The following is a 14690-nucleotide window of genomic DNA, read 5'->3' on the forward strand; positions in this document are numbered from 1 at the left end:
GATTCGTTGTATTCGGTCAGCGGGTAAAATAATGGTCTTGATGCTTGCAGCTACGACAGAACAGGCTGACATAGTCACTGGCATCATAATCCACCGACAGTTCCTGTGAGCCGCAGTGCATACAACGTTTCTGGGAATAAAATTTCAGGCGGGGTTCGATCTTGTGCCACGAACGCCATACTGGCTGAAAGAAGATATTTTCATCATAGCCCAAAAACCGATAAAACAGGATTTCGCTCATCTTGCTGAATGCCAGTTGCGGTGGACGCGGCAGGGTAGAGGTTTCCCATTTTTCTGTAACTGAACGTTCGCGGTACTGCTGCAAGGTTTTTTTCAGCAGATTGGTATTAATAAAGTTTTCATTGCGAGGCTTGAGGGCTTTTTGTTTGTACAGATATTCCAGTCCTGTTTGTACCAGATAATAAATCTGTCCCACAGCCAATACATCCAAAAGACGATAGCAAAAAGTCTGAAAGCTCTGATTTCCGGCGATCTGCACATTCCAGCTACGGCAATAGAATTGGGCAAACTGAATAATTTCTTCATACAGCAGGCAATAGAGTGCATCTTTGACTTCATCTGCACTTTTAAAGGGCACACCTTGGCTCAGGTTTTGATAAAACCAATTGCGCAGCTGCTGGGTAATGCTGAACAGGGTCGGTTCAGAATAGCCATCCAGTCGCACATTTATATAATAATGCTGATTTTCCTGCTGGAGATCTTTGGGAATCAGAACCTGATCCCTGATTAGGATTTTTACCAGACCATGTTGGAACAGATAATTGGGACTGATGGAATAATATCGAATTTGATGCCAGTCAATATATTCACGGTGCTGACTATATTCCTGCACCTGTTCATCCAGAATCGCAAGTAAAAACAGTTTATTGATAAAACTGAGCTGATTCAGCTCAAGAACCGGCCGATCCTGTTTTTTATGATATTGACGGTTTTCCTGTAAACGGACTTCCTTGAGCATTCGTTTACGCTGCGCCAGACAGTGTTCACAATAACAATTGTGCTTTTGATCGGAATAAAGCTGATGCTGGCAATGACTGCATTCATGATAGCTCAGTTCCTGATCATATTGCTCTGCCTCAATCCAATACATCGATGCCTTACACAGCGGGCAGTGGGTACTTTCATCAAGCTGTTTTTGCAGAACACTGAATACCATGGTCGCGGGCAACTCTAGAATGGACGGGCATTTGATTATACACGGCTGATGAGATGCAAACGTAGGGGAGGAGCGCAATTTTTCTAAATCAAAAACAGCCACACAAACAGGAGAAGAGCTACCGAAGTAGCTCTGATTTTAAAAACATGAAATAACGCTTTTTAAACCGGGCAGGGTAATGTGTCGTCCTCCTCGCCGCGGTGTTTGGCATGAATTAAGGCCTGAACCTTTTTAGAGGGCACTTTTTTGGCACCGAGTGCATCGTAGGTGTTGAGAATGGCAGTCACTTCATGGGCCTGAAGCGGAATGCCTTCACAGCTCATCAACAGGGCAATCACTTTATGGTCAATATTGGCCTGATCCAGGGTCTGCAAAGTTTTGATATTTTCGATCCGTACAACATGCTGTTTTAAATACATGGCTCACCTCATCATCGTTATCATTATTCTTTCATTGGAAGTGTGGAAAAACACAGTTTAACTGTAGCAAGAAGTGTGCTCATTTATTAATCAGAATTTATTCGGTACTCAGCAAATAAAATTATATATTTTTAAATCAGTGATTTATGAAAATGTAAGAAATTATGATCCTGACTATTTTTATGGCACAGATATTTCTTATGTAGAGTCGAGTGCTGCTCAATTAGGCAGAATGCATTGAAAGTGGTGCATGAAATGCCCATATTAGATCTAACAATACAAATGCAAAGACAGCGTTTAAAACTTGGCGTATGATTTTGACATGAACAATGTCGAACACGATAAAAGATTAGGACAGGACATGAATATTGCGGCAAACCCGGTGATCGAAGCGGATCAAACCATTTATTTAAAAGACTATCAAAAACCTTCCTTTGTTGTTGATTCCATCGACCTGAATATTCAAGTCTACAGTGACCACAGTCTGGTCAGCAGCAAGCTGGAAATGCAGCGTCAGACTACTGGAGATCTAGTTCTGCTTGGCCGCGATCTAGAGCTGCAATCGATTAAGTTAAATGGTCAAACCCTGAATGCCAGTGACTACCACTTGGATGCTGAACAGCTGGTCATTGCCAATGCACCTGATCAAGTGTTGCTTGAAATTGTGGTTAAAATCCACCCTGAAAGTAATACGATGCTGGAAGGTTTATATCAGGCCAGTTCAGATCTGTTTGTGACCCAAAATGAACCAGAAGGGTTCCGTAAAATTACTTTTTATCCAGATCGTCCTGATGTGTTGTCGGTCTTTACGACGCGTGTCGAAGCAGATAAGAAATATCCGGTTTTGCTTGCAAATGGTAACCTGCTGGAAACAGGTGAAGTCGATGCCAATCGTCACTATGCCATGTGGCAGGATCCGACCAAGAAACCGAGCTATTTGTTCGCCTGTGTCATTGGTGATTTGGCAGTGATGAAAGATTCTTATGTCACATCGGAAGGCCGCAATGTAGCTCTGGAAATCTATGCAGAAGAAAAAGATATTCCAAAATGCAAAATCGCCATGGAAGCGCTCAAACATTCCATGCGCTGGGATGAGGAGCATTATGGTCTGCCTTATGATCTGGATAACTACATGATCGTGGCGACCAGTGCATTCAACATGGGTGCCATGGAAAATAAAGGTCTGAATATCTTCAATACTTCATGCGTGCTAGCCGATGAAGAGTACACCACTGATGCCGCCATCATGCGAGTACAGTCAGTCATTGCACATGAATATTTCCATAACTGGACTGGTAACCGGATTACCTGTCGTGACTGGTTCCAGTTATGTTTGAAAGAAGGCTTGACTGTATTCCGTGACCAGTCTTTCTCGGAAGATTTACAGTCGGCTGCGGTACAACGTATTGATGATGTAGCAGTTCTGAAAGCACATCAGTTCCCGGAAGATTCAGGGCCGCTGTCGCATCCACCGCGTCCGGATCATTTTGTAGAAATTAACAACTTCTATACTGCCACTGTTTATGAAAAAGGTGCGGAAATTAACCGCATGATGGCGACCTTGCTTGGCAAGGAAAAATTCCGCCAAGGTACAGATGAATATTTCCGCCGTCATGATGGTCAGGCGGTAACGGTTGAGGATTGGGTGGCTGCACTAACAGCAGGTTCAGGTGTGGATCTTTCAAATTTCCTGACCTGGTATAACCAGCCGGGTACGCCTAAACTTCAAGCAAAAGCTGAATATGATGTAGAGACCCAAATCTATCGCCTCAGCTTTAAGCAAAGCCTGAAACCGCATGCCAAATACCCGAATCTGAAAGCAGTTCCAATTCCAGTGGCTTTGGCATTGTTTGATGCTGAAAGCGGTGAGCAGCTAACGCTGAACTCTGAGGCACTCTTTGAAAATGGCGTCAAAGATGGCGTGTATCTGTTTGATCAGGATGAAGCCACGATCGAATTTAGCGGTGTGACAGCAAAACCGGTGGTGTCCTTGCTGCGTAATTTCTCTGCACCGGTGAATCTGGACTTTGACTATTCAGAAAAAGAACTGGCTTTCCTGTTGCAATACGAGACCAATGGTTTTAACCAGTGGCAAGCAACTCAGACCTTACTCGAGCGTATCTTGCTGGATGACCAGCCTGCAGAAATTTATATCGAGGCTATGCTCAATACCTTGCCGGATGTGATTGAGAAAGATCCGCTGTTGGCATCACGTCTGTTTGATGTACCATCTGAAGGTTACTTGGGCAGCCGTATTGATCAGGATTATAATCCAGCCATGATTCAGGAAAAGCGTGAGGCTTTGCTACATACTCTGGCCCGTGCCTTTGGAGAAACAGCTAAAGAAACTTATCTGAGTCTGGATCCTGATCTGCAATCTGAATTCTCGCAAGCAATGGGCGTGCGCGCCTTAAGAAACATCATGCTGACGATGATTGCTCGTCAGGGAGATGCATTTGCCTTTGATTTAGCCCATGAGCAATATCACACAGGCAATATGTCTGAACGTTTGAGTGCGCTGAAAGTCTTGGTCTGGAATGATGCACCACAAGCAGAAGAAGCTTTGGCAGATTTCTATAGCCGCTTTGAAGATGAAGCCTTGTCTTTAGACCAATGGTTTATGGTTCAGGCAGCACATCCAAAAGCAACGGATGCAACGATTGCGTATCTGACCCAGCATCCGGATTATGATCTGGCTGTGCCTAACCGTATCCGTGCAGTGAGCGGGGGGCTGAATGCTAATCCGGTCAATACCTGGAGCTTTGGCGTGCAGCATTTTATTGGACTGGCAAAATATCTGGACGAGAAAAATCCGATTGTAGGCTCACGTTTGCTACAGGTATTGTCACGCTGGTATACCTTGGCAGAACCGCAACGCAGTGAAGTGAAAGCACAGCTTGAAACCTTAAAGCCACTGGTTAAATCTAAAAACGTGTCTGAGACACTCAATAGTATGCTCAGCGTATAACATCAATATTCATAAAAAACCGGATCGACCTGATCCGGTTTTTTATTTCCTGTTTATTTCAAACGCTGTCTTTAAATACAGTTGAATTTCCCTAAAGGCCGAGTTAAGTATCAAAGGGTGTTACAGTATGATTATATGGAAAAGAGTATTCGTTTATTAAGCTGTAAGCTAGGTAAAGGGATCTACAGATTCGCTTACTAGAGGTTGTCCAAGATATGTTAGTGAAAATTGAAGATGGTTTTTATTTAAATAGCCAGCATATTATTGCCGTACATGTCAGCAAGAATCCTGAAAATGGCTTACTTGAAATCTCCATTCAATATACGCCGCATTCCATTCAGCAGGTCGGAGAATACAAAAAAGTATTTCAAAGCCAGCTTGATGCTGAAATATTCTTAAGTGAGTTAAATCAAAAACTTCGCTAAAAGCCTGCATCATACAGGCTTTGATCAAGCATCTTATTGTCTGACGATGAGGACTGGAATAGAGGAAAGTGCCAGAACATTCTGAGCGACACTGCCCAGCATGAGTTTTTGCAGACCCTTACGACCATGTGAACCCATAATGATCATATCGGTCGGGGATTCATTTGCAGCCTGCATAATGCCTTCTGACGGCGCCATGCCATGCAGGATTTTTGTCGTCACCTGGATGCCATCACGAACAAAGTTCAGTTTCAGTTCATTTAAACGATCCAGTGCATTTTGTTCTGCATGCATAAAGTAGTCTGTGACTGCTGGAGCAACTTTGTAAAAATCTACGCCCTTAAAGGGATCCACCGCAATCACACTGAGTAAAGTGACATGGCTATGAAATACTTTGGCCAGTTCCAGGGCATGATCTGCGGCAGCATAGGAAATCGAGGACTCATCGAGTGCTACGAGAAGATGATCATAGTTATTCATGGTGCTTCCTCATATTTATTCTTGCAATAAAGGGGAGTGTGGTTTGAGCGAGTAAATCTCCACAGCATGTTTTGTTGGATTTTCAAATGTAAAGTAGCAAATACTGCGCATCTTGAAGATGCGCAGCGTCAGGATTATTTTTTCACGATCAGTACGGGAATTTCACTTGCACCCAATACATCTTGTGCAAAGCTGCCCAGAATCATTTTCTGGAAACCTTTACGGCCATGAGAACCCATAACAATCAGGTCTGCTTTTACTTCACCCGCGGTTTCAGCAATATGCTCTGCATTGACTAAACCTGTGACGATACGGGATTGCGCTTCAATACCTTCACCGGCTGCGATGGCAGTGGCTTCTTTCAGGGCCTTTTTGGCATTGGCATGTGCCTCGATAAAATATTCCTTCATGATGGAGGAGCTGTAGTAGAAATCCGCCTCGGTAAAAGGATCTTCTGCGATCAGGCTGATCAGGGAAAGCTGACTACCGAATGCCTTGGCAATTTTGGCAGCATGTCGTACTGCAGAAAAGGAAATTTCTGAACCGTCCACTGGGACTAAAATATGTTGATAAGCCATGGCTTTTCTCCGCAGGTTGTCTGATTTTTAGGCTTGGTTTATTGATAGCACAGTGCTGTGGCGGGTGCAATTGCAAAAAAGCGGTAAAATTGAAAAAACTCATTAAATTACAAATATTTTTCATGTAAAAGTAATGAAAAAAACAGAGTAAAAAACTCGGAATTGCAGTTTTAATGATCAAAAATAAGAGGATGAATAGTCCTCGTTTGCAGCAGGATGGTTTAAACTGCCATAGCCTGTTTTTAGATCATGTATAGGGGACTGTCTTGAGGTTTTTTGCCATTCATCTTTTGCTCATAAGTTCAGTTATTCTATCTGGCTGTCAGACCGCACAGAACAGTAAAGTTATTGCCGGTGCTTTTAACCTGACCACAGGCTTGCAGCAAAAAGTGATGGATCGTTATGCGCCTGGTGGGGTTATCGTACAGCAAAATATTACCTATGCGCCGCAGCAGAAATTATCTCTGGATCTGTATCAGCCGCAGAATATTGCCAGTATTGGCCCGCGACCGACTATTGTCTGGATTCATGGCGGCGGCTGGATTTCAGGTTCTAAAGAACATGCACGGGGTTATTTCAAGCTGCTGGCGGCACAGGGCTATAATGTAGTATCTGTGCAATATCAGTTTGCGCCACAAGCGGCCTATCCAAGCCAGTTACATCAGATCAATCAGGCACTTGCATTTCTCGATAACTATGCGGAAAACTACCATATTGATGCCCAGAACTTATATCTGGCCGGAGATTCTGCCGGGGCGAATATGGCCAGCCATTACGCCGCTCTTTTGACCAACCCTGTATTTGCCAACCAATCCGGTATTCAGCCTCATCTGCAACCTACACAGCTTAAAGGTTTAATCTTGCATTGTGGAATTTATGACTTGGAAGCATTTGCCAGCACAGCACCTGAAGAAATGAAAATTATTGAATGGGGTGTCTTTAACCTGATTCAGGCTTATACCGGCGATCGTAAATATGATGCCGAGTTTTTAAAGCAGATTTCTCCGATTCAGTATATTACGCCGTCTTATCCGCCAGTGTTCATCAGTGGCGGGAACAAGGATTTTCTGACCGATACTCAGTCGCTACCATTTGTAAAAGCTTTGAAGGAACAGCAGGTTCCTGTGACTGAAATATTTTATCCAGAGTCTAAGGCCTGGCTCATTCATGAATATCAGTTTTTTATGGGAAAAAAGGAAAGTCAGCAAACCTTTGTCAAAACCCTGGATTTTTTACATCAGCTTTCCCCTTGAAGAGAAAACGGTGCAAAATGAATCTCTCAAGATTGATCATGTCAGATCGTCCCGACAGCAATCATTGAAAAATTGTTTGGAGTTTAAAAAATGAATCCTGTCTCATGGGCATATTTGTTGTTGGCGTTGGCTATTATTGCCGAAGTGACTGGATCAACATTTCTGGTGAAGTCAGAAGGCTTTACCCGATTATGGCCATCTCTGGCAGTAGTCATTTTATTCTGTATAGCATTTTATTTATTGTCTCAGGTGATTAAAGTCATTCCTTTAGGCATTGCCTATGCGATCTGGGCGGGAGTAGGCATTGTTCTTACGGCAATCGTAGGCTATGTAATCTTTAAGCAGGCGCTGGATTTGCCCGCTTTTATCGGGATTGCACTGATCATTTCCGGTGTGGTGGTGATTAACCTGTTTTCCCAGACTGCAGGGCATTAAAAAGGCAGACAAGGTAGCTGCCTCATTTCTACAATAAGCTTATGCCACTTGCGGTTTAAGCTTAAACATTAAATAAACTATCAGACCAAGTAGCAGTCCCCAAAAAGCGGAGCCAATACCAAAAAACTGGATATTAGAGGCGCTAAACAGGAATGTCATCAGTGCTGCTTCACGGTCATGACTGTCCTGAAAAGCCAGCGCGATATTGTGGCCAATGGTGCCAAACAGGGCAATGCCTGCCAATACTGTAATCAGAATCCCCGGAAAAGCCATTAGTACACTGGTCAAGGTCGCAGCAAAAAAACCCATCAGGATATAAAACAGGCCGCAGCTCATACCGGCAATATAACGTTTGGCCGGATCAGGATGCGCTTGGACATCCAGGCTGACCGCCGCACTGATTGCGGCAAGATTGACACTAAAACAGCCAAATGGTGCCAACATCGTCTGTGTAATACCCGTCCAGCCTAGAATAGAATTTACTTTCGGGGGATAACCATAACTTTTGATGACGGCCAAGCCAGGCAGGTATTGCGATGCCAGATTAATCACCATTAACGGTAAGGCTAATCCTAAAACAGCCTGCAAACTAAATTCAGGTGTAATCCATACCGGCTGGGCAATACTCCAGTTCAGCTGTGGAATAGTAAAATTAATAAAGAACGGACAAAGGGCAATAGCCATTAACACGGTAATCACGATGCTATACCGCGTACTCAGTTTTTTGGAAACCAGATAAATCGCCAGTACACAAAGCACAAATTCCCATGACTGTTGCAAACTACCAAACACAGAGATACCAAATTTCAGCAAGACACCTGCCAGCATGGCACTGGTCAAACTTTGTGGAATAAACTGGAAAATTCGCTCGAAAATTCCAAAAAATCCTAGACAAGCGATCAGAATGCCAGAAATCAGAAAAGCGCCAATTGCTTCCCCCAGACTATAGTGACCGGCAGAAGCAATGACCAGCGCCAGACCGGCAGTCGACCAGGCGGTTGAAATCGGATAGCGATATTTCCAGGAAAGCAGAAACCCGGAAACTCCAATGCCGATACCCAGTGCCCACAACCAGGAACTGATCTGTGCCTGATTGGCACCCAGGCTTTGCGCAGCTTCAATAACCAGTACGGCAGAAACACTGATACCAATCATGCAGGTAATAAAACCGGCCATGATGGCGGGAAAGGAGAGATCTTGTAAAAGTTTTGGCATCATCCATGACACTATTTTTAAATGCGTTTAAATCATACGCTTTTCACGTATCAACACAATGTTTTTAACAATTTTATCCAGAGGTCTGCTGGCTTGAAGCCGGTCATTGCTAGAAAGTTGAAGTCGCCAGTTTAAGGCCAAAACCGCAAAACAGGATCCCAACCGCCGCGACACAGCTGGCAGTCACTTTATAGTTCTGATTGAAATATGAGGCCAGTTTTACACCAGAAAAAATCAGGATCGACAGATAGGTCATACTGATCAATTGCAAGATTACAGCCAGAAGCGTGAATGTCAGGGCTGGATAAGGATAGGCAGGATCGACAAACTGCACAAAAAAAGACAGATAAAACAGAATCGCTTTGGGATTTAAAATACTGATTGTGAGCGCTGTACGAAAGGGCTGAACAGATTCTACCGTATCTGGAGTCGTCTTTTTAATCTGGACGCGTTGTGATGACTTTTCCGGAAAGAAAGTCTGGTAGGCCGCAATGATTAGCTTGATACCCAAGTAACTGAGATAGATCGCTCCAATAACTTTCAGTGCAATAAACAGTACCGGAAAGGCATGCAGTAAAGAAGCTGCTCCCAATGCTGTACATATAATCAGGATCAGATCGCCCGTATAAACCCCCAAGGCACCCATATATCCCGTCTTAATCCCAAAGCGCGAAGCAATCGACATGACATACAGGGAATTCGGCCCGGGCAGTAGCACAATCAACGTGGTTCCAATGATAAAGGTCGTTAGATCTGTGATACCAAACACGAAAAACTCGCATGAACAAAAAAGCCGATGCGGCATTATAGCAACATCGGCTTGGAGAAATTTGCTAAATTTTCTTTAAATCTCAGTGGTACTCAGGAAAGTTTCACGTAATAAAGCAGCCAGTTGCTCACGGGCTTTAATGAAACCGTCAATGCCGCCTTGCAATAATTCACTGGCCATCGGATCCTGTTTCAGTTGTGCTTCAAAATCGGCAGGGCTGATTGGGCTGAGTTCACCTTGAACTTTAATATCTTTGGCTGAGAGTTGGGCCTGCACTTCACGCTGATCATTTTCCAGTTCGGCCAGCAGGTTTGGTGCTACCGTGAGCAGGTCACAGCCGCTCAAGCCTAGAACCTGATCAATACTGCGGAAGCTGGCACCCATGATTTCAGTCTGAATACCATGCGCTTTATAAAATTCATAAATACGCTTAACCGAAAGTACACCCGGATCTTTTTCAATCGGGTAAGACTCAACGCCTTCAGCTTTTTTGTACCAGTCCAGAATACGGCCGACAAAAGGCGAGATTAATGTTACTTTGGCATCAGCACAGGCATGGGCCTGATGCTGACCAAACAATAAAGTCAGATTGGTATGAATGCCTTGTTCTTCCAGTGCTTTCGCTGCCTGAATGCCTTCCCAGGTAGACGCGATCTTGATCAGAATGCGGTCTGAGTCAATTCCATATTGCGCATAAAGTGCCAGTAACTCTTTGGCTTTGGCAATGGTAGCTTCAGTATTAAAGGACAGCGAAGCATCGACTTCCGTTGAAACACGACCTTCAATCAGTTTTAAGATTTCTACACCAAATTTGACCGTTAAAATATCAATAGTCCGTTCAATCAGAGCGTCATCTGCATAGCCTTCTTGCTGGGCTTGCTGAAAAGCAGCTTCAATCAAGGCCTGATTTTCAGGTTGTTTTGCTGCTGCAGTAATCAGCGATGGATTGGTGGTTGCATCAAGCGGACGAAATTTTTCAATGGCACTCAAATCACTGCTGTCTGCCACAATGGTCGTCAAGTTTTTTAATTGGTTTAATGCAGTTAATGTCATTACGATCTAGTTCTATGGTTATTGCTTATGCTTTCTTATATATCATAAATGGCCGGTTTACCAAGTAGACTGTCGTTGAATTTCTGTGATTAATGCCCGGTTTTACGTTGTTTGCGCAAGTGATTAATCAAAAAATGAGCAGCTGTGCCTAATCGGGTTTCTCTGCTCCAGACCAGATCAACAAAATATTCAAACTTTGGGGTGAAATCGAGCAGGTTGAGAACCTGTAACTGATCTTGCAAATGTGGCTGCTCATTCAGCATTTCGAGTGGCAGAACCCCCCAGCCCAGTCCTTGCTGAATCATGCTGCAAGCCGAGTGGTGGTTGTCGGTGCGCCAGTAATTTCGTGAAAAGAGTAGTTCCGGCTTGATGGTGCGATCCCGACTGGCCACCACAATCTGCCTGTTTTGCAAAATCTGTTCATAACTGACTTGATCGAACTGACTTAGGGGATGCTGTTTGGCGACTATAGCCACCAGTACCTCACGTTTCAATTCCACAAACTGTTCCCGTGTTTCCAGTTGTTCGCGTTCAAACATCAAGGCCAGCTGCGCTGAACCTTCAAACAGCATACGATGTGCATCTTCCTGAGGTGCACTGAATACATTGACTTGCAGTGCAGGAAATTCCTGTTCCAGTAACACGATATAATCGGTCCAGCGCGTATGCAGCAATTCTGAAACCACCACAATATTCAGTTCAGATTCCAGGCCTGAACTTAGGGCTTGAGCATGCTGTTTCCACTGATTCATTTCGACCAGAAGTTGCTGGGTTTTTTCATACAATACCTGCGCCTGTGCGGTCGGTTTCGGTTCACGACCTATACGCTGAAACAGTTCTAGATTCAGGTCAATTTCCAGATTGGCAATGGCCATACTGACTGCGGAAGGTACTTTACCTAGTTGACGGGCAGCCGCAGAGAAAGAACCGGTTTCCATCACAGTTTTAAACATCAGTAGCTGTTCTTGATTAACATTCATAATTTTATCTTTCATTTTTATTGATAGATTCTAACTCGAATAGTCAGATTTAAAGAAATAAAATTCTTGCATCATGTAATGAATTGAGCTGATTTGATATGTTAATTTCTAAAAGAAGATTGATTCATGCTGCCTTATATGAAGGCATTCTGCTGGTCGTGATCGCTGTCCTGCTAAGTACATTGATGCATATGCCGCTTGAGGTCACCGGTGCACTCGGGATTGCCATGGCTCTGACTTCAGTACTCTGGAATATGCTGTTTAATCATTATTTTGAAAAATTTGAAGCGAAACATCGTTTAAAAAGAACCATTAAAGTGCGAATTGCTCATGCAATTGGCTTTGAAGGCGGTTTGATGCTGGCGACCATTCCGATGGTGGCTTATGCCTTACACATGAGTCTGGCTCAGGCCTTTTTGCTGGACTTAGCTCTAACCCTTTGTATTCTCGTATATACCTTTATTTTTCAGTGGATTTATGATCATCTAGAAGCCAGACTGGGGCTACAGCCGGATTATCGGAAAATCTCATCATAAAATACGCCATAAAAAATACCACACAGTTCAGACTCCCTTTTCAGAATGCGAAAGGTGAAATATTCAGCGATGAGGACTTGATCAAGTCCTCATTTTTTATGCTCGAACCCAACTGAAAATTAAGCTATAAGACTTTGATTTTTTATTTTAATTTTTAAATTTATTGGGGAATTCAATGCTATTTAGACGAGCGATCTTGTCAGTGTCCATCGTGTTGCTGATGTGGGGTTGTGGGGGTGGAGGAGGTGAGAGCAGTACGCCACAGCAGACGCTGCCGGATCCAGTGACACCCCCCGGTTCGGGTGAGCAACTGAGCAAAATTGCGGAATTTAAGGTTCTGGATGTGGGTTCAGAATTAACAGCAGGGAATTTCGGTCTGGCCAGCTGGAATCCCACCGTCATGGTGGTAAATGGCGATGTCCTTTATATTGCCAATAGTCAGGCCGAATCGAATATTTTACGTTATGACTTAAAACAAAAACGTGCACTCAGTGCGATTGATCCTATGAAAATTTCGGGTCTGGCCAAAAAATGGGACAGTCTGAATGATCTGGAAATTCAAGCCGGGCGTTTGTATGTGGCCAATTATGGCTCGAACCGAATTGATATTCTAGATATTAGTAGTGAACAGCCGAGCTTCATTATGGCACTCGGTACAGGTGTGTGGTGGGGCGATGCGCTTAATTATTCGCTGGTACATAGCAATGCAGTGACTGCTGACGACCGTTATGTGTATGTACCTGATATTGAAGGCCGGATCAATGTCTGGCGTCAAAGTGATGTGACTGCGCAAAACCATTTAAAGGCCCGCAAATTTGCACGGCTCAGCTTGCCGGGCTGTGCACGCAACTGTAATGCACGTATGGAGGTTATGGGCGACTATCTGTACACCAGTCTGCCCGATGGTATGACTTATGTCCATGATATCAATCAGATTCAGGAAAATGGAAATAATATTACGCCTATTTTAACAGAAACCAATTTGTCGGCAGTCATGCATCGCCATAACGATGGCTTAGTTTATGTTTCACGGAATGATGGCACTGTAGAAAGTTACCGGGAAAAATCCTTTAATCTAGACTCTATCTTACCCAATAAAAGTGAGGATACCTTCCGAGACTATATTTTAAAAGGGCAAAACCAGAGCAGCCGAATAGCTAAAGCCAGCGATCTTTATATTTATGGTCAGAATCTGCTGCATATGGCCAATCAGAAAATTCATATTCTACCAATGCTGACCCTGCAACAGAATAAATCCACCCAGCTAAACCAAGCTATGATTTTAACCGAATCTAAAGCGCGCGAAAGAAGCCGTGTCTTGCAGGATGGTGAATCATGGGAAACCTTGACCAATAGCAGCCAGCGTTATGTCTATATGGACAAGATTTTATCGGCAACCCTAAATGGCAATCGCCTGCATTTGAAAAGCTACAGTGCTGTCCCTGTACGTGATTTGCAGATTCGTGCCAAGATTAAAAACTCAGAAGACTGGGTGATTCTGGCGAAGCTGGATCAGTTGACGCCATTTTCGAATGCCAGCTTTGATCTCAAGTTGACCGATCAATCCCGTTTCCCGTTGCTCGATGGCACAGGCTCGATCCAGCTAGCAGGTCTGAGTCAGACCACGCAAAATCCAAGCAATATTTTTGATCTGAAAATTAGCTCTGAGACTGATGAGCACGTCAAAAAGCTGAACCAGATTAAAGCCAAATGGAAAATTTATTTCGGTACCTATGATGAACCGAACAAATGGTGTCGTATTACGCCGGTCTATGCCCGTGAATGGGTCATGATGATGACTAATCTGGCCTATATGCTCAGTACTCCAGAATTTGAAACCTTATGGTTTAACCATAAAGCGGTCATGGGACACGATTTTTTTGGCAATGCTGGTCAGGTAGAAGGGCCGAATGGTTTCTTTCAGCCAGAAGATTATGTCCGGATCTATCGGGAAATTCTTAACCGCAATGAAGTTAACCTAGGTATTACTAATATGGGTGGTGGTTTAGGAGGTGGAGCAGTCTTGGGAGTGGATACCTGGTTGTTCTATGGCCATTACAGATTATCTGGTTATCGAATTATTGCACATGAATTTGGTCATCATTGGGGCGGACATAACAGTGCATGGGCCATGTCGAATTATGGCTTTGAAGCTATGGTCGATTGGTTAAACTTCTATTTCCAGCGCCGTCCAGGCTCAATTCCTTATATGGATCCAAATGTAAATGCTTTTCATTTGACGCCGGACAACGCACTTTGTCAGGGTGTGAACCAGAATATGGTGAAAGGCGTGGCATCGACTGCACCATGGAATAAAGTAGATGAGTATTTTAAAAATAACCCGATGCCAAATCAATAAGTCATAAAAAAGCCCCTCATTTGAGGTAATGCCAGTCAGTTAA

Annotated in this window: 14 protein-coding genes; 6 read left to right on the top strand and 8 right to left on the bottom strand. The window is 43.8% G+C overall.

The window, feature by feature from the left end; genetic code table 11:
* Nucleotides 1–16: 16 nt before the first annotated feature.
* Nucleotides 17–1177 carry a hypothetical protein gene (locus BFN00_RS00275; protein WP_071850117.1) on the bottom strand — a complete coding sequence of 387 codons (1161 nt, stop codon included), beginning with the start codon at nucleotides 1175–1177 and terminating at the stop codon, nucleotides 17–19.
* Nucleotides 1178–1338: 161 nt separating this feature from the next.
* A complete protein-coding gene (locus tag BFN00_RS00280; protein ID WP_004278839.1) occupies nucleotides 1339–1596 on the bottom strand; it encodes a hypothetical protein in 258 nt (85 codons plus the stop codon).
* 361 nt (nucleotides 1597–1957) lie between these two features.
* Between BFN00_RS00280 and pepN the strand changes: the two genes are divergently transcribed.
* Both pepN and BFN00_RS00290 read left to right on the top strand, forming a co-directional pair.
* On the top strand, nucleotides 1958–4564 hold the full coding sequence (pepN, locus tag BFN00_RS00285) for an aminopeptidase N (RefSeq protein WP_071850118.1): 2607 nt from the start codon (nucleotides 1958–1960) through the stop codon (nucleotides 4562–4564).
* 215 nt (nucleotides 4565–4779) lie between these two features.
* The gene (locus tag BFN00_RS00290) at nucleotides 4780–4989 is read left to right on the top strand and encodes a hypothetical protein (protein WP_004278836.1); all 210 of its coding nucleotides are present in this window, start codon (nucleotides 4780–4782) and stop codon (nucleotides 4987–4989) included.
* A gap of 33 nt (nucleotides 4990–5022) precedes the next feature.
* Here BFN00_RS00290 and BFN00_RS00295 read toward each other — a convergent pair whose 3' ends face one another.
* A complete protein-coding gene (locus BFN00_RS00295; protein ID WP_004278835.1) occupies nucleotides 5023–5469 on the bottom strand; it encodes a universal stress protein in 447 nt (148 codons plus the stop codon).
* A gap of 134 nt (nucleotides 5470–5603) precedes the next feature.
* Nucleotides 5604–6047: a universal stress protein gene (locus BFN00_RS00300; protein WP_004278834.1), complete on the bottom strand. Its 444-nt coding sequence runs from the start codon at nucleotides 6045–6047 to the stop codon at nucleotides 5604–5606.
* A gap of 266 nt (nucleotides 6048–6313) precedes the next feature.
* On the opposite strand from BFN00_RS00300, the gene BFN00_RS00305 reads away from it, so the two are divergent.
* Both BFN00_RS00305 and BFN00_RS00310 read left to right on the top strand, forming a co-directional pair.
* On the top strand, nucleotides 6314–7300 hold the full coding sequence (locus tag BFN00_RS00305; RefSeq protein WP_071850119.1) for an alpha/beta hydrolase: 987 nt from the start codon (nucleotides 6314–6316) through the stop codon (nucleotides 7298–7300).
* A gap of 90 nt (nucleotides 7301–7390) precedes the next feature.
* A complete protein-coding gene (locus BFN00_RS00310; RefSeq protein ID WP_004645439.1) occupies nucleotides 7391–7735 on the top strand; it encodes an SMR family transporter in 345 nt (114 codons plus the stop codon).
* Nucleotides 7736–7774: 39 nt separating this feature from the next.
* Here the strand turns inward: BFN00_RS00310 and BFN00_RS00315 are convergent, their stop codons facing one another.
* The 4 genes from BFN00_RS00315 to aceR form a co-directional block, all read right to left on the bottom strand.
* Nucleotides 7775–8950, bottom strand: coding sequence for a benzoate/H(+) symporter BenE family transporter (locus tag BFN00_RS00315; protein ID WP_071850122.1), 1176 nt, complete (start codon nucleotides 8948–8950; stop codon nucleotides 7775–7777).
* A gap of 109 nt (nucleotides 8951–9059) precedes the next feature.
* Nucleotides 9060–9719, bottom strand: a complete 660-nt coding sequence (leuE, locus tag BFN00_RS00320; RefSeq protein ID WP_004278829.1) for a leucine efflux protein LeuE — start codon at nucleotides 9717–9719, stop codon at nucleotides 9060–9062.
* A gap of 75 nt (nucleotides 9720–9794) precedes the next feature.
* The gene (gene tal / locus BFN00_RS00325) at nucleotides 9795–10772 is read right to left on the bottom strand and encodes a transaldolase (protein ID WP_004645437.1); all 978 of its coding nucleotides are present in this window, start codon (nucleotides 10770–10772) and stop codon (nucleotides 9795–9797) included.
* 89 nt (nucleotides 10773–10861) lie between these two features.
* Complete coding sequence (gene aceR, locus BFN00_RS00330) at nucleotides 10862–11752, bottom strand: HTH-type transcriptional regulator AceR (protein WP_034605838.1); 891 nt, start codon at nucleotides 11750–11752, stop codon at nucleotides 10862–10864.
* A 98-nt stretch (nucleotides 11753–11850) separates the two neighbouring features.
* Here aceR and aceI point away from each other — a divergent pair, with 98 nt between their 5' ends.
* Together aceI and BFN00_RS00340 are read left to right on the top strand one after the other, a co-directional pair.
* Nucleotides 11851–12288, top strand: a complete 438-nt coding sequence (gene aceI / locus BFN00_RS00335) for a chlorhexidine efflux PACE transporter AceI (protein WP_004645435.1) — start codon at nucleotides 11851–11853, stop codon at nucleotides 12286–12288.
* Between the two features lie 175 nt (nucleotides 12289–12463).
* Nucleotides 12464–14647, top strand: a complete 2184-nt coding sequence (locus tag BFN00_RS00340; RefSeq protein WP_071850120.1) for a YncE family protein — start codon at nucleotides 12464–12466, stop codon at nucleotides 14645–14647.
* The last annotated feature ends 43 nt before the right edge of the window (nucleotides 14648–14690 follow it).

This window comes from Acinetobacter sp. AR2-3 (assembly GCF_001878775.1).
GTDB classification, from domain to species: Bacteria; Pseudomonadota; Gammaproteobacteria; order Pseudomonadales; family Moraxellaceae; genus Acinetobacter; species Acinetobacter lwoffii_D.